A 21753-nucleotide genomic window follows, 5' to 3' on the forward strand; every position below is an offset into this window, starting at 1 on the left:
CCCGCGCAAACGTATGATGGCGCATCAGTCGGCAAAGTCCGGCTTCTGTTTGCTCATGTGAGCGGCAATGGCCACCTTGATGTCGGACGACTGCAGCATCGCCGCGTTCCAGGTGGCGATGTATTCGAGACCATCGTCGACGCGATGATCGCGCATGTAGCGGATCATTTCCTTGGTACCGCGGATGGCGACCGGCGATTTGCTGGCGATGTCGCGGGCCAGCTCAAGCACGCCATCCATCAGAGCCTGCTGGTCGGCATAGGTGCGATTGACCAGGCCAATGCTGCGCGCCTCTTCACCCGTCGATCGTGCGACCGGTAAAAGCCAGCTCGCGCATCATGCCATCGCCGATGATGCGAGGCAGGCGCTGCAAGGTTCCGACATCGGCGGCCATACCCATGTCGATCTCCTTGATCGAGAATTTCGCCCCTACCGTGCTGTAGCGCATGTCGCAGGCGGAGATGAGGTCGATGGCGCCACCCAGGCAGTAGCCCTGGATCGCCGCGATGACAGGCTTTCGACAGTGGTCGACGGCGTTGAACGAGGCCTGCAAGGACAGGATCTTGCGGCGCAGCTGCTCGGCGTTGCGCCCGACATCACGGCCCAGCTGGCTGCCGACCGAGGCCAGCAGCTGCAGGTCGATACCTGACGAGAAATGGTCGCCGGCCCCGCTGAGGACCACGACGCGCACCTCGTCGGTGGCATCGACCCAGTTGAAGATATCGATGATTTCCGTCCAGAAGGCGGCATCCATCGCATTGATCTTCTCGGGCCGGTTGATCTCGACCCGGGCGATCTTGTCCGCCAACTCTACACGGAAGGCTTTGTATTCGGTCACGCTATCATCCTCGACAGCAAGGGCGCAGGGGCATCGTGTCGGAGGCAAGCCGCACGACGGTGGGCAACTATAACAACTGGCGTCACGACGAGTGAATGTGGTTGCAGACGATGTGATACAGACCACGCCGTTGAGCGACCTGTTCGTACCGTACTAGACGGCCCGCTCGACGACCGCTCATTCCCGGCGAATGCAGTCGACAGTGTACTCGCTGCCGCTGGCCCCCACTTCGTGCTGCAAGCCATGGACATCCGCATCGAACCCAGGAAAGCGCTCAGCGAAATCGCGGGCGAAGACAAGGTAATCGAGAATCGAGCGAGTCTCGCCGGTGAAGCGCTCGCCCGGCATGATCAGCGGGATCCCCGGCGGATACGGCACCAGCATCACCGCCGCGACGCGCCCTTCCAACTCATCGACCGGTACCGCCTCGACTTCGCCACGAACCAGTGCATCGTAGGCCTGCGCCGGCGTCATCGCCGGCTCCGGCAGTGCCGTGTACATCCGCCGCATGGCCCGCGCAGTCGCGTTCTCGCGATAGCAGCCATGCAACGCATCGCAGAGATCCCGCAACCCCATCCCGGCGTAAGTTGCCCCTCCACTACGAGCGATCGAAGGTAATGCATCAACCAGGGGGACATTGGCGTCGTAATGCCGCTTGAATTCGAGCAGCTCAGTCAGCAACGTGCTCCATTTACCCTTGGTGATGCCCATGGAGAACAGCACGAGCATCGAGTACAGGCCGGTCTTTTCGACGACCAGACCACGCTCCCAGAGGAATTTGCTGACCACCGCAGCCGGTATTCCGCTCTCGCCCAGCGAGCCGGATGCCGTGAGACCCGGCGTCACCAGGGTGACCTTGATCGGGTCGAGCAGCACGTAATCATTGGCGACATCGCCGAAACCGTGCCAGTCGGCGGTCGGCTCCAGCAGCCAGTCCCGCGTTACCAGTTCATCGGCGCCGTCGGCCCGCGGCGGCTGCCAGATACTGAACCACCAGTCCGGATCGATGTGCTGGCGTAGATTGGCCAACGCACGACGGAAGCTCAGGGCTTCGTCGAAGGTTTCCTGAATCAGCGAGCGACCCGCCGGCCCTTCCATCATTGCCGAAGCCACGTCGAGCGAGGCCAGGATGCCGTACTGCGGCGAGGTGGAGATGTGCATCATGAAGGCTTCGTTGAAGCGATCACGGTCCAGCTGCCGGGTCTGGCTGTCGAGCACGTGAATCATCGAGGCCTGGCTGAAGGCGGCCAGCAGCTTGTGCGTCGAATGGGTGGTGAAGACCAGCGGCCCCTGCTCGCGGGTATCCATGCCGTAACGGCCATCGTAGAACTCATGGAATGCCGCATAGGCGTACCAGGCCTCGTCGAAATGCAGCACCTCGACGTTGTCGGCCAGGGTGCGCTTGATCAGGTTGGCGTTGTAGCACAGGCCGTCGTAGGTGGAGTTGGTCACCACCGCCAGCTTGACCTTCGGCGGCCGGCCGCGCGCCAATGGGTTTGCGGCGATCTTCGCCTGGATCGACTCACGGGTGAATTCTTCCAGCGGGATTGGCCCGATGATGCCCAGCTCGTTACGCGTGGGGCTCATGTACAGCGGTATCGCTCCGGTCATGATGATCGCGTGGAGGATCGACTTGTGACAGTTGCGATCGACCAGGACCAGGTCGTCACGCGCCACCATCGAATGCCAGACGATCTTGTTCGCCGTCGAGGTGCCGTTGATCACGAAAAACGTATGGTCCGCGCCGAAATTACGCGCGGCACGCGCCTCCGCGGCGGCCAGCGGCCCGGTGTGATCCAGCAGCGAGCCGAGTTCCGGCACCGACACGGAGAGATCCGAGCGCAGCGTGTTCTCGCCGAAGAACTGATGGAACGCCTGACCGACCGGGCTCTTGCGATAGGCCACCCCGCCGCCATGGCCAGGTGTGTGCCAGGAGTAGTTGGACTCGCCGGTGTGCTGCACCAACGCGCGGAAGAATGGCGGCAACAGATCCTCGAGATAGTTGCGCGCCGCCCGGGCGACCTGCCGAGCCAGAAACGGCACGGTGTCTTCATAGAGGTAGAGCAGTCCGCGCAGCTCGTTGAGATCGGCCATGGCCTCGGCGGGCGCATTTTCGATCGTCACTTGCTCGCCCAACGCGAAGATCGGCAAGCGCGGCGCGCGGCGCCGGGCGACACGAATCAGCTCAACGACGTCATGCAGCAGGCGCTGATTGTCTCCGGCCCCCTCGGCCGCCACCAGGATGCAGGCCAACCCGTGATGAGTCGATGCCACGATGCGCCCCTCGCTGGAACTGGCGGTGGGCAGGATGTTGAAGCCGTCGCGCTCCAGTTCCGAGGCGATGCCCCTGACGCGTTCGCCGGCAACGGTGTCGGCCTTGATATCGCGATGGACGATAAGGATGGGGAATTTCAGGTCTTTATACATGCGCACTCTCTGCGGACGGTCTTCCTACAGGGTAGAAGTGTCCGCAGCAAAGGAACAGCGCATTGAAACCGAGCGGGAAGGCGATCAGCCGTCCAGTTGCGTCCAAAGCGGCGTGGCGCCCGCGGCCTTTTCGATCGCCGCCATGCGCGCCAGGTGTGCAGCGATCTCCTCATCGCTGGCCCGCAGCACGGGTGTGCGCGGCCGATCAGCCGGCAGGCGACGGATCGGAGTGGGCTGCGGCCGGCCACCATCGGCACTTTCGCCATCGCCAGCCAGGGACAGATTGGTCTGCCCGCCCGTCATGGTCAGCCAGACGTCGGCGAGGATCTCGGCATCAAGCAGTGCGCCGTGCAGATCGCGCCCCGAGTTGTCCACGCCGTAGCGCTTGCACAGGGCGTCGAGGCTGTTGCGCTGGCCAGGATGCCGCTCGCGCGCCATCAGCAGCGTATCGAGCACCGTGCAGTGGTCGGTGATCTCGGCGCGATCCTGCTGACCAAGCAGGGCGAACTCGTTATTGATGAAGCCAAGGTCGAACGCCGCGTTATGGATGACCAGCTGCGCGTCCTTGATGAACTCGAAGAACTCGTCAGCGATGTCACGAAAACGCGGCTTGTCGGTGAGGAATTCGTTGGTAATGCCGTGAACCGCGATCGCCCCCTCGTCCACCTCGCGATCGGGCTGCAGATAGACATGGTAGTGACGCCCGGTCAGACGGCGGCCGATGACCTCGACACAACCGATCTCGATGATCCGGTGCCCATCGGCAACCGGCATACCGGTGGTTTCGGTGTCGAGTACTACGCTGCGCATGTCATTTCGCTCACTTACACAATGGGTTGTCGTTTGGCCTGAACCACGCCGCGGTTGGCCAGCAGGTCGGCCTGCTCGTTACCTGGGTCCCCGGTATGCCCGCGAACCCACTGCCAGCTCACTTCATGACGACTGACCTGCTCGTCGAGCTGCTGCCAGAGGTCGGCATTCTTCACCGGCTGCTTGCTCGCCGTCTTCCAGCCGCGCTTCTTCCAGTTGGGCATCCAGTCGTTGATGCCCTGCATGACGTATTGCGAATCCGTCACCAGCCGCACCTTGCACGGACGCTTCAGCTCGGCGAGCGCGCGAATGGCGGCCATGAGCTCCATGCGATTGTTGGTGGTATCCGGCTCACCGCCCCAGAGTTCCCGTTTGACGCCCTTGTAGATAAGCAGCGCGCCCCAGCCACCGGGCCCAGGATTACCCTTGCAGGCACCGTCGGTATAAATCTCGACCCAATCGTCGCTCATGTGGATTGCTTACTCGTTTTGGCGGCGACAGGCATTACGGCAGCCGATGGTGCTCGGCATCGCGGCGACTGATCTTGGCTACCGGCATCGGCAGCAACTTGCCCATCCGCTCGCGACGTTCCTGGCGCAATGGCCGCAGGCCTATCATCAACTTACGCGCTACCAGCAGATAGAAGCCGCCGGTTGGCGCCTGCAGCTGTTGCCCAACGGTTTCCAGACGCGACAATCGCGCCTGCCAGTCGCTCGAGGAAAGCGGCGGACAATAGCATCCGAAGCGGCGTTTCTCCAGCGCGAACCCCAGCAAGTTCAACCAGTCACCAACCCGCGACGGGCGAATACAGCGGGCCTGGCGAAAGCCTTCGCGCGACACCAGATGGCGCAGCCCCCAGGCGCTCCAGGGATTGATGCCGACGATCAACAGGTGCCCACCGGGACGCACGCCACGCGCTGCTTCACGCAACAGGCCGTGTGGCGAAAGGCTGAAATCCAGCGCGTGCTGCAAGACCACCACGTCGGCGGCATGCTCGCCGAGCGGCCAGGCCTGTTCCTCGCAGTGGATTTCCACACCCGGCAACGGTGCACCGAGGCGAACGCTACGTTTGATGTTTTGCGGCTGCACCGGTTCGCCGGCAAATGGGCCGTTGTGCACCAGATAGCTGCCGAAACAACGGGCCAGCTCGTCGGTCAGGACCTGCTTTTCCTGCACTAGCAACTGCTGGCCCAGGGGGCCGGCAAACCAGTCGGACGCCTGGTTGATCATCGACAGCCAATGGTCGCTGGCTTGAGTGGACGGTCGCTCGTTCATCGCTCGGCTCCGTTTGCCCGCGGGCTCGCAGGGCGCTGGGTTCGATCAGGGTCAAGATTTCCTTGGGACTGCCAGAGCCCGCCCCCGTTTCCGGCGCGGCTTGCGACTCGGCGGGAACAGGTCCTAGGATGCGCCTTTGTGATCCGCTTGGCGACCCATCCATGTTCAAGATCGAAGCCCTGCCCGCCTTCACCGACAACTACATCTGGTTGCTCCAGGACGACGCCAGCCGGCGCTGCGTAGCGGTCGACCCTGGTGACGCCGCGCCCGTGCTGGACTGGCTGTCGGCCCATCCCGGCTGGCAGCTGAGCGACATTCTGGTGACCCACCACCACCACGACCATGTCGGCGGCGTCGAACGACTCAAGGCACACACCGGCGCACGTGTTCACGGACCGGCCGCCGAGAAGCTCCCGGCACGTGACGAATCGCTAAGTGACGGCCAGCACATCGAGGTGCTCGGCAAGCGCCTGGAGGTCATTGCCGTCCCCGGACATACGCTTGGACACATTGCCTACTTTCATGCCGATCCAGAACAGCCCTGGCTGCTCAGTGGCGATACGCTGTTCGCAGCCGGTTGCGGCCGGCTGTTCGAAGGTACGCCCGAGCAGATGTTCGAGTCGCTGAAGCGACTGGCCAGCGCCCCCGATCACACGCTGATCTATTGCACGCATGAGTACACGCTGAGCAATCTGCGTTTCGCCCAGGCGGTAGAGCCGAACAATGCGGATATCGCCAGGCGCATCAGCGAGGTGACCCAGCTGCGCGAAGCCGGTTGCTTCAGCCTGCCCAGCCGATTGGACATCGAGCGCCGGACCAATCCGTTTCTGCGCAGCGATATCGAGACGGTACGGCAGGCGGCGATCCAGCACAGCGGCAGCCAGCTGGACGGCGAAGTCGCGGTTTTCGCCGCTTTGCGCGCGTGGAAGGATCGTTTCTGACAAGGTCGACAAGTTCCCGAAACGGGGCGTGTCAGCTTGACCCCATCAGGACGCATTCCTAGAATCCCCCGAATTTTGTTTCCGGGGAAGATTCCAGCCAATGCCGCCAGCTCCCAAGAAACGCCACGAAACGGACGCCTTGGCAGCCTCTGGTCGTGCGTTGGCCCTCGCCGTCTGCGTAGCCCTAGCCGGCTGTCAAAGCAACTCCGCACGCGATGATGATGCGTTCGATCAGTCGAGGCGTGCGAGCGGACCGGCGGTACAGGAGCCCATCTGGCTGAGCGATACCAGCACCATCGTCGAACACGAGGACCTCTGGGCGCGCATCCGCGAAGGCTACAAACTGCAGGAGCATCTGGACAGCAACCCGCGCATCGAGCAGCAGCGCCTGCTCTTCGCCAGCCGCCCCCGCTCCATCGAGATCGCCAGCGAACGCGGCAGCCCCTATATCCACTACATCGTCGAGCGCCTGGAAGAGCGCGACATGCCTCTGGAGCTGGCACTGCTGCCAATCATCGAAAGCTCGTACGATCCGTTCGCCTACTCTCCAGCCCATGCGGTCGGGCTCTGGCAGTTCATTCCTTCCACCGGCCGTCATTTCAATTTGCGCCAGACCAGCTGGTACGACGGCCGCAGGGACATTACCGCCTCGACGAATGCCGCGTTGCGCTACCTGAGCTATTTGCATGGTCTGTTCAACGGTGATTGGCTGCTCGCCCTGGCCGCATACAACGCTGGCGAAGGTACGGTCAGCCGCGCCATCGAACGCAATCAGAAACTGGGCTTGCCAACCGACTATTGGAACCTGCCCCTGCCACGCGAAACTCGCGACTATGTACCGAAGCTGCTGGCGTTGTCGCAACTGATCGAAGCGCCTGAGGCCTATGGCATCAACCTCAACCCGATCGCCAATGAACCTTACTTCGAGGTCATCGCCCTCAAGCAGCGCATGGACCTGGCACGGGTAGCCAAGCTGGCCGACCTTGACGAAGACGAGCTGTACCAGCTGAACCCCGCCTTCACCCGCCGCATCACGCTGGACGGCCCGCAGCAACTGCTGGTGCCGCTGGAGAAGGCCGAGATGCTGGCAGCCAACCTGGCATTGATGAAGCCGCAGGAACTGGTCGACTGGAAGCAGTACACCGTCCGCCCAGGCGATACCCTGGGGGCGATCGCCAACCGGCACCACCTGACCGTCAATGTCATCCGCGACATCAACCGCCTGAACAGCGACTCCCTGCGTATCGGCCAGGTGCTGAGCATTCCCGCCAGCAGCGACGCCGGTGCATCGCGAGAATTACTGCACGCGGTAGCGCGTCAGCCAGACACCACACCCCGCAGCTACCGGGTCAGATCCGGTGACAACCTCTGGGATATCGCCAAGGCGCAGCGCGTATCGGTACGCGACCTGCAGCGCTGGAACAATCTGTCCGGCAGCCAGCTGAAAGTAGGCCAGGCGCTCTTCCTGCAGGGGCCTGCGCCTGCCGCCAAGAGCAAGAACAATGCTGACGCCCCGACGTACTACAAGGTCCGTAAGGGGGATTCGCTGTATCAGATTGCCAAGCGTTTCAATGTGCAGCTGACCAATCTCAAGACCTGGAACCCGAAAAGCACCGAAGTGCTCCGTCCGGGCCAGCTGCTCACCCTCTACCTCCCAAGGTGAGCCCCCGACCGTCAACCCGCTGAACGCTTGCTCAGGGCTTCCAGACAACGGCCGGTCAGCTGGGTGAAACGCTGAAAGGCGATGAACTGCTCATGCTTGAGCGCACGCCCGGACAAGCGACAATCGCCGTACAGCACACCGATCTCCCGCGCTCCCGCCATCAGCGGCGCAATGAAGAACATGCCGTTGCCGAGCCATTGCCGCAGCGGCTGCGTCACCAGGTCCGCCAGGTTGTAGCTTGCCGGCACACCCATCCACAGCGACTGCCGATGTCGCAACGCATAGCTGAAGATATGCGGCTGCTCGGGTTGGTCGACCGGCAGCGCAAAGTTCTGAAGCCAGGCTTCGGCCCCCTCTCCAACGGCACAACGCACCTTGAAACGCGTCTGCTGGTCGGTCAGGACCGCCACCATTACCCGCTCCAATCCAACGCCTCGATGCAGCCCCTTGAGCAGCGTCTCCAGAATCAGGCTGGCATCGCCGCCCGACGCCATCAGCCCAAGATCCTGCAGCGACTGTTGCATCAACAGCAGGTCCGGCTGCAGCAAGGCGGCCTGGCGCTCTGCCTGCTGCAGCCTGATCTGCTCCGGATCGGTGCTGGGGATCAGCCGGCCCAACCGACTGGCGCCAAAGGTGGTCGCAACCGTGACCGCTTCGTCGGCGCTGGCGAGGATCTGCTGCAATGCATCGGCCTCAGTCACGCCTGTGAACTCCGCCACCGCGCTGGTCAGAGCCTGCATCTTTTCGCATTCCCAGCCATCCAGTGCGGCTTCGCTGATCCTCACCCCCAACGCCACCGCACGCGCAGCCGGGTCATTGCTTACGGCCTGACTGTGAGCCAGGCTGGTCAGCTCGCCCAGATTCCAGCTTTTCACCAGCCCCAGCGTGAGCTGACGGAAGCTGGTGCCGAGAGTGGCCTGTACCACTTCCTCAGGCTTGATGCCTGGCTGTTTCAGCTGAACGGCGAGCTCGTCGGCCTGCTCGCCGCCGCAGCCCCAAAACGCTAGCTCACCGACGTGATAGAGCAACGCCGCGATGAACACCTCTTCCTCATGCCGCGAAAGGACATAGCCGGCGATATTGCGCGCCTGCACGGCCGCATGAAAGGAGCGGGCCAGCAGCTCGAGCAGTTGCTCCCGCGGAGCCTTCTCCAGCAGGCTATCGATCAGCGTCACCGACAGGCTGATCAGTCGGACGTTGTCGAAGCCGATCATCACGATCGCCCGCGAGATGGTCTTGATGGTTTCCTGAGAGGGGTTGTAGTAGCTGCTATTGCCGACCCGGAGCACCTTGGAAGTCAGCGACGCATCGCGCAGCAGAACGTCGGCAAGCTGCTGGACCGAAGCGTGCTGGTGCTCGGCCAGCCGCTGGATATCCTTGACCACCGATGCCAGCGCCGGCAGTTCGGATTGGTTCAGGCGATCGATCCACGCCTGCAGACCCTGGGCACGTACATCCAAGAGGTCACACTCCACAATGCCAGTACGGGAAATGAGTGGCAGTTTGCCCGAGGTGGCCGGCCTTTTTCCAGCGCATACAAGCTGTTACTGTACCGGCCCGAGAAGCCCTTAAGCGCCAAGGATCGGATCCCCCGTCTGATGCGACCCCTGCTACTGTTATTGACCTGCCTGGCCTTGAGCTTTCCCGCCCTCGCCACCATCAGCGAAAGCCATGGTTATGCGCAGTTCGGCACTCTTAAGTACCCAGCCAATTTCACCCACTTCGACTGGGTGAATCCGCGCGCGCCCAAGGGCGGCAGGATCAAGCTGATGGCGTCGGGTACGTTCGATACGCTCAACCCCTATACATTCAAGGGCACCAGCCCAAGTGCGACCCCTGGATTCCTGCAGTACGGCTTCAGCGAGCTGAACGAACCGCTGATGGTCGGTACCGGCGTCTACGACCCTTCGGGCGACGAGCCCGCGTCCAGCTACGGGCTGATCGCCGAATCGGTGGAGTACAGCGACAACAATAGCTGGGTCGTTTTCAACTTGCGCAAGGAAGCTCGCTTCCATGATGGCAAGCCGATCACCGCCTATGACGTGGCATTCTCCTACCGGCTGCTGCTCAAGGACGGTCATCCACGCTACCGCACCAATCTGCAAGGGGTGAAGCGCGTCGACATTCTCAACCGGCACCGCATCCGCTTCGTCTTCGAGCAGCCAGACAATCCGCTGCTGATCATGCGCCTCGGTGAACTGCCGGTCCTGCCGCAGCATTACTGGAAGAATCGCGACTTCAAGGCCACCACCTTCGATCCCCCGCTGGGCAGCGGCCCCTACCGCATCACCCAGGTGCAACCCGGGCGGCAGGTAGTGTTCGAGCGCGTGCGCAACTGGTGGGGCGCCAAGCTCCCGGTCAATCGGGGCAAGTACAACTTCAATCGCATCGATGTCGAGTTCTACCGCGACAACGTGGTGGCGTTCGAAGCGTTCAAGGTCGGTGAGTTCGACTTCTTCATCGAGCATCAGGCGAAGAACTGGGCCAACGGTTACCAGTTCCCGGCAGTAATGCGTGGCGACATCATTCGCGCAGAGATCCCACACCAGATCCCGACTCAGACCCAGGCATTGTTCATGAACGGCCGGCGTTCGACTTTTGCCGATAGCCGCGTTCGCGAGGCGCTCGGTCTGATGTTCGATTTCGAATGGACCAACCGTGCGCTGTTTTACGGCGCATACCGCCGCAGCGAAAGCTACTACCCCAACAGTGACTTCAGCGCCACCGGCAAGCCCGAAGGCGGAGAATGGCTGCTACTTTCGCCCTACCGCAAGCAGCTCCCTGGTGAGCTGTTCACCGAACCATTCGAGCTACCAGAAACCGATGGTCGTGGCATCCCGAGGGAAACCCTGCGTCGCGCCCTGGGGCTGCTTGCCGAAGCAGGCTGGAAGCTATCCGATGCCGGACTGCTGAACAGTGCCGGGCAACCGCTGAGCTTCGAGATACTGCTGGTCAATCCACGGCTGGAACGGATCCTCCAGCCCTACGTCGAGAACCTGGCGCGCATTGGCGTTCAGGCCAACCTGCGCACCGTGGACAGTGCGCAGTACAAGCAACGACTCGACCATTACGACTACGACATGATCCTGATGACGCTGGCCCAAAGCCTCAGTCCGGGCATCGAGCAGTACCTTTATTTCCATTCCAGCCAGGTCGGCGTCAAAGGCGGCCGCAACTATGCGGGAATCGCCAACCCGATCATCGATGATCTGATCGGCAAGCTGCTCGCCGCACAGACCCGCGACGAACAGGTGTCGGCCGCCCGCGCAATCGACCGCGTACTGCTGTGGAACCACTACACCATTCCGAACTGGTTCATCAGTAACCACCGCCTGGCGTACCGCAATCGGTTCGCCCATGTCACCACGCCGCCCTATACGCTGGGCTTGCGCGCCTGGTGGCTGAAGAGCCTGGAGAAGAGCAAATGAACAATCGCGTGAGCCATTCGCTGTTTCGCGCCGGCCTGCTGAGTCTGCTCTGCATGGCCGCCGCCCTGACCGAGGCCGCTCCCCGCCATGCCCTGACGCTGTATGGCGAGAAGCCCAAGTACCCGGCCGACTTTCAGTATTTCGAGTACGTCAATCCCGACGCGCCCAAGGGCGGCACGCTGCGTCAGGCCGGTTTCGGCAGCTTCGACTCGCTCAACCCCTTCATCAACAAGGGTGTCGCGGCCGACGACATCGGTCTGATCTACGACACCCTGACCACCAACAGCCTGGACGAGCCGTTCACCGTCTATGGTCTGCTGGCGGAAAAGATCGAGAAAGGCCCGAACAACGACTGGGTGCGCTTCCACCTTCGCCCGCAGGCACGCTTTCATGATGGCGAGCCAGTCAAGGCAGAAGACGTCGTCTTCACCTTCGAGACGCTGATGAGCCAGGGTGCTCCGCAATACCGTGCCTATTACGCCGATGTGGAAAAAGTGACGGCGGAAAGTGAGAGACGGGTGCGCTTCGATTTCAAGCATGCCGGCAATCGCGAGCTGCCGATGATTCTCGGGCAGCTGCCAGTCCTTCCGAAGCACTGGTGGGAAGGCAAAGACTTCACTTCGGGCAGCCTCGAGCCGCCTCTGGGTAGCGGCCCGTACCGCGTCGAGAAAGTCCAGGCCGGTCGCTCGATCCGCTATGAACGCGTCGAGGACTATTGGGGCAAGGATCTACCCGTGAATCGCGGTTTCTACAACTTCGATCACATCAACTTCGATTACTACCGGGACAACACCGTAGCACTGCAGGCCTTCAAGGCCGGGCATTTCGACTACTGGTTCGAAACCAGCGCGAAGAACTGGGCCACCGCCTACGACATCGATGCAGTCCGGGATGGACGCATCGTCAAGGAGGAGATCCGCAACTACAACCCAACCGGCATGCAGGGTTTCATCTTCAATATCCGCCGCCCGCTGCTGCAGGACCGTCGCGTGCGTGAGGCGCTTGGGTTGCTGTTCGACTACGAATGGACCAATCGCCAGCTGTTCAACGGCGCCTACACCCGGACCCGCAGCTATTTCGACAACTCCGAACTGGCCTCCTCCGGATTGCCGAGCGAAGACGAACTGAAGATTCTCGAGCCCCTTCGCGGCAAGGTTCCGGACGAGGTATTCGACAAGGCCTTCGAACTGTCACAAACCCAGGGCAACGGCGTGATTCGCGAACAACAGCGCCAGGCCTATCGGCTGCTGACGGAAGCAGGCTGGAAAGTCGAGAACGACAAGATGCTGGACGCCCAGGGCAAGCCGGTGAAGCTGGAGTTCCTGCTGGTACAGGCCGAGTTCGAGCGCGTGCTACTGCCCTACAAGCGCAACCTGGCCGACCTGGGCATCGAGTTGGAGATCCGTCGAGTCGACGTCTCGCAGTACATCAACCGGCTGCGCTCGCGCGACTACGACATGATCGTCAGTGGCTTCGGTCAGTCCAACTCGCCCGGCAACGAACAGCGTGAATTCTGGCATTCGGCGAGTGCGGACAATCCCGGCAGCCGCAACTTCATCGGCCTGAAGGAACCGGCCATCGACATGCTGGTCGAGGGGCTGATCGGCGCCGACTCGCGCAAGGAACTGGTCGCCCATACCCGTGCGCTGGATCGCGTGCTGCTCTGGGGTCACTACGTGGTGCCTAATTGGCACATCAAGACCTGGCGCGTCGCCTACTGGAACCACCTGGCTCATCCGCAGGTAACGCCCAAACAGGACATCGGCCTGATGACCTGGTGGCGCAAGCCGGAGGCGAAGGCTCCAGTCGCCGATCCGGTGGAAGCGAAGAAAGCCGCGGAAGCTGGTGCGAGCACGCCAGCCGATAACGGCGAGGCGGAGCGCTAAGCATGCTGGCTTACATTGTTCGCCGATTGCTGCTGATCATCCCCACGTTGTTCGGCATCCTGCTGATCAACTTCATCATCATCCAGGCCGCGCCCGGTGGCCCAGTGGAACAGGCGATCGCCAAGCTGGAGGGCTTCGAGGGCGCCACCAGCCGTATCGCCGGTGGCGGTTCGGAGGTTGCGGTGGGTGGCACCAGCTATCGCGGCGCGCAGGGCCTGGACCCCGAGCTGATCGCCGAGATCGAGCGACTCTACGGCTTCGACAAGCCGCCGGCCGAGCGCTTCTGGATCATGCTCAGCAATTACCTGCGGCTGGACTTCGGCGAGAGCTTCTTTCGCGACGCCAAGGTCACCGACCTGATCATCGAGAAGATGCCGGTATCCATCTCGCTGGGCCTGTGGAGCACGCTGATCATGTACCTGGCCTCGATCCCGCTGGGGATCGCCAAGGCCACCCGTCACGGCAGCAAGTTCGACGTCTGGACCAGCTCGGCGATCATCGTCGGCTACGCCATCCCGGCGTTTCTCTTCGCCATCCTGCTTATCGTGCTGTTCGCTGGCGGCAGCTACTGGAACTGGTTTCCCCTGCGCGGCCTGACCTCGGGCAACTTCGACGACCTGACTCTGGGCGGCAAGATCATCGACTACTTCTGGCACCTCGCCCTGCCCGTTACCGCTCTGGTGATCGGCAACTTCGCCACCCTGACGCTGCTGACCAAGAACAGCTTCCTCGACGAGATCAACAAGCAGTACGTGATCACGGCACGAGCGAAGGGCTTGAGCAAGAATCGCGTGCTCTACGGCCACGTGTTCCGCAACGCCATGCTGATCATCATCGCCGGCTTTCCGGCCGCCTTCATTGGTATGTTCTTCACCGGCTCGCTGCTGATCGAGGTGATCTTCTCTCTCGACGGACTCGGCCTGCTCAGCTTCGAGGCGGCGATCAACCGCGACTATCCGGTGGTGTTCGGTACCCTCTTCCTCTTCACTCTGCTCGGCCTGGTGGTGAAGCTGATTGGCGACCTGACTTACACCCTGGTCGACCCGCGCATCGATTTCGAAAGCAGGGAGGCCTGAATGCAGTTGTCCCCCCTCAATCAGCGCCGGCTGGCCCTGTTCAAGGCGCACAAGCGTGGCTGGTGGTCACTGTGGATCTTCCTTGCGCTGTTCGTGCTCAGCCTGGGCGCGGAGATCATCGCCAACGACAAGCCGATCGTGGTGCGCTACGACGGCGAATGGTTCTTCCCGGTGTTCAAGCGTTATCCGGAAACGGCCTTCGGTGGCGAGTTTCCGCTGCAGGCAAACTACAAAAGCCCGTACATCCAGGAACTGATCGCCGAGAAGGATGGCTGGATGATCTGGCCGGTCATTCCCTTCAACTATTCGAGCATCAACTACGAACTGCAGGTGCCGGCGCCCGCGCCGCCTTCGCTGGAGAACTGGCTGGGCACCGATGATCAGGGCCGCGATGTGCTCGCCCGGGTGATCTACGGTTTCCGCATCTCGGTGCTGTTCGCCCTCACCCTGACCCTGATCAGCTCGGTGATCGGTGTGATCGCCGGCGCCCTGCAGGGCTTTTATGGCGGCTGGGTCGATCTGGTCGGGCAGCGCCTGCTGGAGATCTGGTCGGGCCTGCCGGTGCTCTACCTGCTGATCATTCTCGCCAGCTTCGTGCAGCCGAACTTCTGGTGGCTGCTGGGCATCATGCTGCTGTTTTCCTGGATGAGCCTGGTGGACGTGGTACGTGCCGAGTTCCTCCGTGGGCGCAACCTCGAGTATGTACGCGCGGCCCGTGCACTGGGCATGCAGAACGGCGCGATCATGTTCCGCCACATCCTGCCCAACGCCATGGTCTCGACCATGACCTTCATGCCATTCATTCTGACCGGCGCCATCGGCACCCTCACCGCGCTGGACTTCCTCGGCTTCGGCCTGCCGGCGGGCTCGCCGTCGCTGGGCGAGCTGGTCGCCCAGGGCAAGGCCAATCTGCAGGCCCCCTGGCTCGGGATCAGCGCCTTCATGGTGCTGGCGATCATGCTGACCCTGCTGGTGTTTATCGGGGAGGCGGCGCGCGATGCCTTCGACCCAAGGAAATAAGATGTCCGAAGTTTCGATTGGCGAGAGCCTGGTCGAGGTCCGCGATCTGGCCGTCGAGTTCGTCACCGGTGATCAGGTCCAGCGCGTCGTGGAAGGCGTCTCCTTCGACATCCACAAGGGCGAAACCCTGGCCCTGGTGGGCGAAAGCGGCTCGGGCAAGTCGGTCACCGCCCATTCCATCCTGCGCCTGCTGCCCTACCCGCTGGCCCGCCACCCGCAGGGGCAGATTCATTTCCACGGACAGAACCTGATCAAGGCCGACGAGAAGGCCATGCGCAAGATCCGTGGCAACCGTATCGCCATGGTCTTCCAGGAACCCATGACTTCGCTCAACCCGCTGCATACCGTGGGCAAGCAAATCAACGAGGTGCTGGAGATCCACAAGGGCCTGCGGGGCAAGGCCGCCACCGCCCGCACCCTGGAATTGCTCGAGCTAGTGGGCATTCCGGAACCGCGCAAGCGCATCCGCGCCTATCCGCACGAACTGTCCGGCGGCCAGCGCCAGCGCGTGATGATCGCCATGGCGCTGGCCAACGAGCCGGAACTGCTGATCGCCGACGAGCCGACCACGGCGCTGGACGTCACCGTGCAGCTGAAAATCCTTGAATTGCTCAAGGAACTGCAGGCGCGGCTGGGCATGGCTCTGCTGCTGATCAGCCACGATCTCAACCTGGTTCGGCGGGTCGCCCATCGTGTATGTGTCATGCAGCGGGGTCGTGTCGTCGAACAGGCGTTGTGTGAAGAACTGTTCCGTTCACCCAAGCATCCGTACACCCAGGAACTGCTCGCAGCCGAGCCCAGCGGTGGCCCGGTGGCGGTCGAGCAGGCGGCACCGCTGCTGGAGGTCGAGGACCTGCGAGTCTGGTTCCCGATCAAGAAAGGCTTGCTGCGGCGCACCGTCGATCACGTCAAGGCGGTCGATGGTGTGAACTTCAGCCTGCCCAAGGGGCAGACGCTGGGGATCGTTGGCGAGAGCGGCTCAGGCAAGTCGACCCTGGGCTTGGCTATCCTTCGTCTGTTGGCCAGTCGCGGCGAGATCCGCTTCCAGGGCCAGCAGCTGCAGGGCATGTCACAGGGCGCCGTGCGGCCGTTGCGCCGGCAGATGCAGGTGGTCTTCCAGGACCCGTATGGGAGCCTGAGCCCGCGGATGTCGGTCGGGCAGATCATCGGCGAAGGGCTGCGCATTCACCACATGGGCAATGCGCAGGAGCAGGAACAGGCAATCATTGACGCGCTCGTGGAGGTTGGTCTCGATCCGGAAACCCGGCATCGCTATCCCCACGAGTTTTCCGGCGGACAACGGCAACGCATTGCCATTGCCCGGGCTCTGGTGTTGAAACCGGCGCTGATACTGCTCGACGAGCCGACCTCGGCTCTCGATCGCACGGTCCAGCGCCAGGTGGTGGAGCTTCTGCGCTCGTTGCAGGCCAAGTACAACCTGACCTACCTGTTCATCAGCCATGACCTGGCGGTGGTCAGGGCACTCAGCCACCAGATGATGGTGGTCAAGCAGGGCCAGGTGGTGGAACAGGGTACGGCTGCCGAGATATTCGCGGCGCCGCAACATCCGTATACACAGCAGCTGCTGGAATCCGCCTTCATGGCGCCCGGCGCTGCCGAACAACCAGAAGAGGGACAAGCACATGGGTTTTCTCACCGGTAAGCGCGTACTGATCGTCGGCGTTGCCAGCAAACTGTCGATTGCCTCGGGCATCGCCGCCGCCATGCATCGCGAAGGTGCAGAACTGGCTTTCACCTACCAGAACGACAAGCTCAAGGGCCGCGTCGAAGAATTCGCCGCCGGCTGGGGCTCGGGCCCGGAGCTGTGCTTCCCCTGCGACGTCGCCAATGACGAAGACATCGCCCGCGTGTTCGAGGAACTGGGCAAGAAGTGGGACGGCCTGGATTGCATCGTGCACTCGGTCGGCTTCGCTCCCGGTGACCAGCTGAACGGCGACTTCACCGAAGTCACCACCCGTGAAGGCTTCAAGATCGCCCACGACATCAGCGCCTACAGCTTCGTCGCCCTGGCCAAGGCCGGCCGCGAGATGATGAAGGGCCGCAACGGCAGCCTGCTCACCCTCTCCTACCTGGGCGCCGAGCGCACCATGCCGAACTACAACGTCATGGGCATGGCCAAGGCCAGTCTGGAAGCCGGTGTTCGCTACCTGGCCGGCAGCCTCGGCCCGGAAGGCACCCGCGTCAACTGCATCTCCGCCGGTCCGATCCGTACCCTCGCCGCCTCCGGCATCGCCAGCTTCCGCAAGATGCTCGCTGCCAACGAGAAGCAGACCCCGCTGCGCCGCAACGTCACCATCGATGAAGTCGGCAACGCCGGTGCCTTCCTCTGCTCGGACCTGGCGTCCGGCATCAGCGGTGAGATCCTCTACGTCGACGGCGGCTTCAACACCACCGCGATGGGCTCGCTGGAAGACTGATCCCGCGTCCGTCTACGTAAGCACCGAACCCCGCCTGTCGGCGGGGTTCGTGTTTCTGCGCGACGGCCTCAGCCGGCCGTCACCGTCATGCCGCCATCCGCCATGACAACCGAGCCCACCATGAAGCTGGCCCGCTCCGAGGCGAGAAAGGCGACGATCTCGGCGATCTCCTCCGGTTGCGCAGCGCGCCCGATGGGTGCGGCTTCGCCATGCTGGGCAAGAAAGCCCGGGCCGTCCTCGACCACGTCGTTGAGAATGTTGGTCACCACATCGCCAACACCGATGGCGTTGACCCGGATGCCATGCTCGATCGCCTCCAGCGCCAGGGTGCGGGTCAGCTGCGCCAGCGCGCCTTTCGAGGCCGTGTACGCGGCGATGGTCGGGAAGGCGAAATAGGACGCGTAGGAAGCGATGTTGACGATCACCCCTGAGCGGTTGGGCATCATCGCCTTGACCGCTTCGCGACAATGCAGGAACGCCGCCGTGGCATTGACCGCCTGGATGCGCTCCCAATCCTCGCGACTCATGTCCACCACTCGCTTGTTGATGATGATGCCGGCGTTGTTGACCAGGATATCCAGCCGGCCGAAATGCTCGATGGCCAGGCCGGCCGCACGTTCGGCTGCGCCATCCTTGGTAATGTCCGCCAGCAGCGGCACCAAACCTGGTCGAGCGAGTTTCTCGACAGCCGGGTTGATGTCTTCGGCGATGACCTTGGCGCCCCGATCGTGCAGCAACAAGGCAATCGCCCTGCCGATGCCGCTGGCGGCGCCGGTGACCAGCGCGACCTTGCCTGCAACTTCCTGAACGACGATGTGATTCGAATCAGTCATGGTGCTCTCCTCTCTTTAGGGGCTGCGCCACGAGGCGCGATGGGTTAACTGTCTCCTATCGCAGGAGGCCGGGCTTTCGCACGCTTGCGCTGGCTGTTGCGGTTTTGCGCGCAGCAGTGATCTGCCGGCGCGCAGGGTCCTGCGCTAACCTTTCGGCGCTGAGCGCTTTCGAATGTCTGCCAGGAGCACACCATGCCGCGGCCATCACAAGCCCCGCCACGGCCCCATGCGGGGCAAACCAGCCCGCAGTCGATGAGCCATTACCTGCCTGGTGAAGCGCGAGTGAGCACACAGCAGCCGCCGATGCAGGACGTGGTGGTGCAGCTGTTCAGCCATCACACGATCGTCGAGCCGATACAGGTACCGGCAGTGTTGGAGCCGCTGCTGGTGCTGGTACTGGCCGGTGCGGCACGGGTCGAGGAACGTGCACTGGCCGGGCAATGGAGCGCGGCCACCGTCAGGGCCGGCGACTTCTTCCTGACCGATACCCACGAGCCCTACGAGATGCGCTGGCAGACGCTGGAAGGTGAGCGCTTCGAGGTGATGCATCTGTATCTCGGCCTGCCGCTCATCGACCAGGCCGCTCGGGAACTGCTCGGGCCGCAGAGCACAGCGGTTGCCTTGCGGGATGTCTCCGGCGCTCAGGACGACACGGTTCGCTGGTTGATGGAGAAGCTCAGCCACGAGCTGATCGAAGAGCGCCAGCCCAGCCTGCTATACGTTCGCGGCCTGGCCCAGGCACTTGCCGTGCATCTCGTGCGTCACTATCGGGATCGGCAAGACGTCGTCCGTCGCAGCAACGCCTTGCCGGCTTACAAGCTGCGCCGGGTCATCGAGGCGATGGATGCGCAGTTGGGCGACGATTTCAGCCTTGCGCAGCTGGCCCGGACCGCTGAACTGAGCGAGTACCACTTCAGCCGGATGTTCAAGCGCGCAACCGGGCTTTCGCCGTCGCAGTACTTCATCGGCCTGCGCATGGCGCGGGCGCGTCGGCTGCTGATCGAAACGCAGCGCAGCGTCATCGATATCGGGCTGGAAGTGGGCTATTCGAGCCCGAGCCACTTCTCCCAGGTGTTCCGCCGTGAGGTGGGCGTCACGCCCAGCGCCTATCGCCAGGCATGAACTGCCTTTGCCTGACGCCAGAACGACAAAACCCCGGCCATGGCGACCGGGGTTCTGTTCTGGCAAACCCGACGACCGCCGGGTTTGCGTAACGCAGGCTGATCAGCGCTTGGCGACCAGATCCTTCGGCAGCTTGAAGGTCCAGACCATACCGCCCTGGTTGAAGTCCTTCACGCGCTTGGCGACCTCGCCGCCCCACAGCGGTACCGCACCACCCCAACCGGAGAGAACGGAGACGTACTGCTCGCCATCCATTTCCCAGGTGACCGGAGAACCGATTACGCCCGAGCCGGTGTTGAACTCGTAGACCTTCTTGCCGGTCTTGGCGTCGAAGGCCATCAGGTAGCCCTCGGGGTTGCCGGTGAACACCAGGTTACCCTTGGTGGCCAGCACGCCGCCCCACAGCGGAGCGTAGTTGTTGTAGCGCCACACTTCCTTGCCGGTCTTCGGATCGATGGCGCGCAGCACACCGATGAAGTCCTCGTTCAACGGCTTGATGGTGAAGCCGGCACCCAGGTAGGCCGCGCCCTTCTTGTAGGCTACGCCCTCGTTCCAGATGTCCATGCCCCACTCGTTGGACGGCACGTAGAACAGGCCGGTGTCCTGGCTGTAGGCCATGGGCATCCAGTTCTTGCCACCCAGGAAGGACGGTGCGACGAACACCGACTTGCCCTTGTCCGCGTCGGCAGGATTGCCCGGACGGTGGGTTTCGTCGTAGAGCGGACGGCCGTTCTTGTCCAGACCCTTGGCCCAGGTGATCTTGTCGACGAACGGGAAGCCACGGATGAACTTGCCGTTGGTGCGGTCAAGCACATAGAAGAAGCCGTTGCGGTCGGCAGTGCCGGCAGCCTTGATGGTCTTGCCGCCTTCCTTGTAGTCGAAGGAGATCAGCTCGTTGACGCCGTCGAAGTCCCAACCGTCATGCGGGGTGGACTGGAAGTGCCATTTGATCGAGCCGTCGTTCGGGTCCAGAGCCAGACGCGAGGACGAATACAGGTTGTCGCCAGGGCGCAGGTGCGAGTTCCACGGCGCCGGGTTACCGGTACCGAACAGCAGCGAGTCGGTGTCCGGATCGTAGTAGCCGCCCAGCCACGGAGCTGCACCGCCGGTCTTCCACAGGTCGCCCGGCCAGGTCTTGCCCGCTTCGCCACCGGAGATGCCGGCCTCGACCTTCTTGCCGTCCTTCCAGACGTAACCCATGTGGCCTTCCACGGTCGGACGGGTCCACAGCAGCTCGCCGTTCTTCGCGTCGTAGGCCTCGATCTTGCCGACCACGCCGAATTCACCACCGGAAACGCCGGTGATCAGCTTGCCGTTCACCACCAACGGTGCGGCGGTCAGCGAGTAGCCAGCCTTGTAGTCGGCGACGGTCTTCTTCCAGACCACCTTGCCGGTGTCCTTGTTCAGGGCGACCAGCTTGGCGTCCAGCGTGCCGAAGATCACCAGGTCGCCATACAGCGCCACACCGCGGTTGATCACGTCACAGCACGGCATGATGCCGTCGGGCAGGCGGGCGTCGTACTGCCACAGTTCCTTGCCGGTCCGGGCATCCAGTGCGTACACGCGCGAGTAGGAACCGGTGATGTACATCACGCCGTCCTTGATCAGCGGCTGCGCTTCCTGACCGCGCTGCTTTTCACCGCCGAGAGAGAAGCCCCAAACCGGTCGCAACTGATTGATGTTATTGGTGTTCAACGTGTCCAGCGTGCTATAGCGCTGGCCCTGCAAACCCAGACCGTTGGTGACGATCTGATCGGTGGATTTGGCGTCGTTGAGGATTTCCTGGTCGGTTACGGCCCAGGCGTGCAGGCTGGACATCGCCACCGCGGCGCATAGCGCCGTCACGGCGAAGGGCTTGCGAAGACCGGTGTGCTTCATTGCGGCTACCTCTGCGGGTTCATTGTTATGCCGGGAAATTTTCCCGGTCTGTGGGTGATTCTTGGTTTGCACCGCCTCGCCAACAATTGCCCGCAGTACCGATTTTCCTCCTCCCTTG

The 21753-nt window shown here is 62.7% G+C and carries 16 protein-coding genes and 1 pseudogene; 9 read left to right on the forward strand and 8 right to left on the reverse strand.

The genetic code is table 11. The features are described from left to right. Positions 1-24 precede the first annotated feature (24 nt). The 5 genes and pseudogenes from OUY36_RS12130 to OUY36_RS12150 form a co-directional block, all read right to left on the reverse strand. A pseudogene (locus tag OUY36_RS12130) lies at positions 25-838 on the reverse strand (crotonase/enoyl-CoA hydratase family protein). 177 nt (positions 839-1015) lie between these two features. Then, the gene (locus tag OUY36_RS12135; protein ID WP_267934461.1) at positions 1016-3265 is read right to left on the reverse strand and encodes an Orn/Lys/Arg decarboxylase N-terminal domain-containing protein; all 2250 of its coding nucleotides are present in this window, start codon (positions 3263-3265) and stop codon (positions 1016-1018) included. A gap of 84 nt (positions 3266-3349) precedes the next feature. After that, complete coding sequence (dnaQ, locus tag OUY36_RS12140) at positions 3350-4075, reverse strand: DNA polymerase III subunit epsilon (RefSeq protein WP_110776844.1); 726 nt, start codon at positions 4073-4075, stop codon at positions 3350-3352. 14 nt (positions 4076-4089) lie between these two features. Then, entirely contained in the window at positions 4090-4545 is a 456-nt protein-coding gene (gene rnhA / locus OUY36_RS12145; RefSeq protein WP_267934462.1) for a ribonuclease HI, read from the reverse strand. Positions 4546-4579: 34 nt separating this feature from the next. Continuing rightward, a complete protein-coding gene (locus OUY36_RS12150; RefSeq protein ID WP_063540625.1) occupies positions 4580-5350 on the reverse strand; it encodes a class I SAM-dependent methyltransferase in 771 nt (256 codons plus the stop codon). Positions 5351-5511: 161 nt separating this feature from the next. On the opposite strand from OUY36_RS12150, the gene gloB reads away from it, so the two are divergent. After that, entirely contained in the window at positions 5512-6291 is a 780-nt protein-coding gene (gene gloB / locus OUY36_RS12155) for a hydroxyacylglutathione hydrolase (protein ID WP_156245797.1), read from the forward strand. 100 nt (positions 6292-6391) lie between these two features. Continuing rightward, on the forward strand, positions 6392-7954 hold the full coding sequence (locus tag OUY36_RS12160) for a lytic transglycosylase domain-containing protein (protein WP_267934463.1): 1563 nt from the start codon (positions 6392-6394) through the stop codon (positions 7952-7954). Positions 7955-7965: 11 nt separating this feature from the next. Here OUY36_RS12160 and OUY36_RS12165 read toward each other — a convergent pair whose 3' ends face one another. After that, the gene (locus tag OUY36_RS12165; protein WP_267934464.1) at positions 7966-9414 is read right to left on the reverse strand and encodes an HDOD domain-containing protein; all 1449 of its coding nucleotides are present in this window, start codon (positions 9412-9414) and stop codon (positions 7966-7968) included. 138 nt (positions 9415-9552) lie between these two features. Here OUY36_RS12165 and OUY36_RS12170 point away from each other — a divergent pair, with 138 nt between their 5' ends. From OUY36_RS12170 to fabI, 6 genes are read left to right on the forward strand one after another with little or no spacing between them, the layout of a single operon-like run. Next, positions 9553-11382, forward strand: a complete 1830-nt coding sequence (locus OUY36_RS12170; RefSeq protein ID WP_063540628.1) for an extracellular solute-binding protein — start codon at positions 9553-9555, stop codon at positions 11380-11382. Beyond that, complete coding sequence (locus tag OUY36_RS12175; RefSeq protein WP_267934465.1) at positions 11379-13268, forward strand: extracellular solute-binding protein; 1890 nt, start codon at positions 11379-11381, stop codon at positions 13266-13268. Before OUY36_RS12170 ends, OUY36_RS12175 begins: the two co-directional genes overlap by 4 nt. A 2-nt stretch (positions 13269-13270) precedes the next feature. Continuing rightward, positions 13271-14344 (forward strand): microcin C ABC transporter permease YejB, encoded by a 1074-nt coding sequence (locus OUY36_RS12180; RefSeq protein ID WP_063540630.1) that lies wholly within the window; start codon positions 13271-13273, stop codon positions 14342-14344. Then, complete coding sequence (locus OUY36_RS12185; RefSeq protein WP_267934467.1) at positions 14345-15364, forward strand: ABC transporter permease; 1020 nt, start codon at positions 14345-14347, stop codon at positions 15362-15364. Between the two features lies 1 nt (position 15365). Beyond that, positions 15366-17027, forward strand: a complete 1662-nt coding sequence (locus tag OUY36_RS12190; RefSeq protein WP_267934468.1) for an ABC transporter ATP-binding protein — start codon at positions 15366-15368, stop codon at positions 17025-17027. Then, a complete protein-coding gene (gene fabI / locus OUY36_RS12195) occupies positions 17008-17802 on the forward strand; it encodes an enoyl-ACP reductase FabI (RefSeq protein WP_102840999.1) in 795 nt (264 codons plus the stop codon). The genes OUY36_RS12190 and fabI overlap by 20 nt, the downstream gene beginning before the upstream one ends. Before the next feature lie 68 nt (positions 17803-17870). Here the strand turns inward: fabI and OUY36_RS12200 are convergent, their stop codons facing one another. Beyond that, positions 17871-18635: an SDR family NAD(P)-dependent oxidoreductase gene (locus OUY36_RS12200; RefSeq protein ID WP_267934470.1), complete on the reverse strand. Its 765-nt coding sequence runs from the start codon at positions 18633-18635 to the stop codon at positions 17871-17873. Between the two features lie 252 nt (positions 18636-18887). On the opposite strand from OUY36_RS12200, the gene OUY36_RS12205 reads away from it, so the two are divergent. Further along, positions 18888-19757, forward strand: a complete 870-nt coding sequence (locus tag OUY36_RS12205) for a helix-turn-helix domain-containing protein (protein WP_267938166.1) — start codon at positions 18888-18890, stop codon at positions 19755-19757. Positions 19758-19859: 102 nt separating this feature from the next. Here the strand turns inward: OUY36_RS12205 and OUY36_RS12210 are convergent, their stop codons facing one another. After that, positions 19860-21635 (reverse strand): PQQ-dependent methanol/ethanol family dehydrogenase, encoded by a 1776-nt coding sequence (locus tag OUY36_RS12210; protein ID WP_102840997.1) that lies wholly within the window; start codon positions 21633-21635, stop codon positions 19860-19862. Positions 21636-21753: the final 118 nt, after the last annotated feature.

The sequence above is a fragment of the Stutzerimonas sp. R40042 genome (genome assembly GCF_026642215.1).
In the GTDB taxonomy this organism is placed as follows: domain Bacteria; phylum Pseudomonadota; class Gammaproteobacteria; order Pseudomonadales; family Pseudomonadaceae; genus Stutzerimonas; species Stutzerimonas frequens.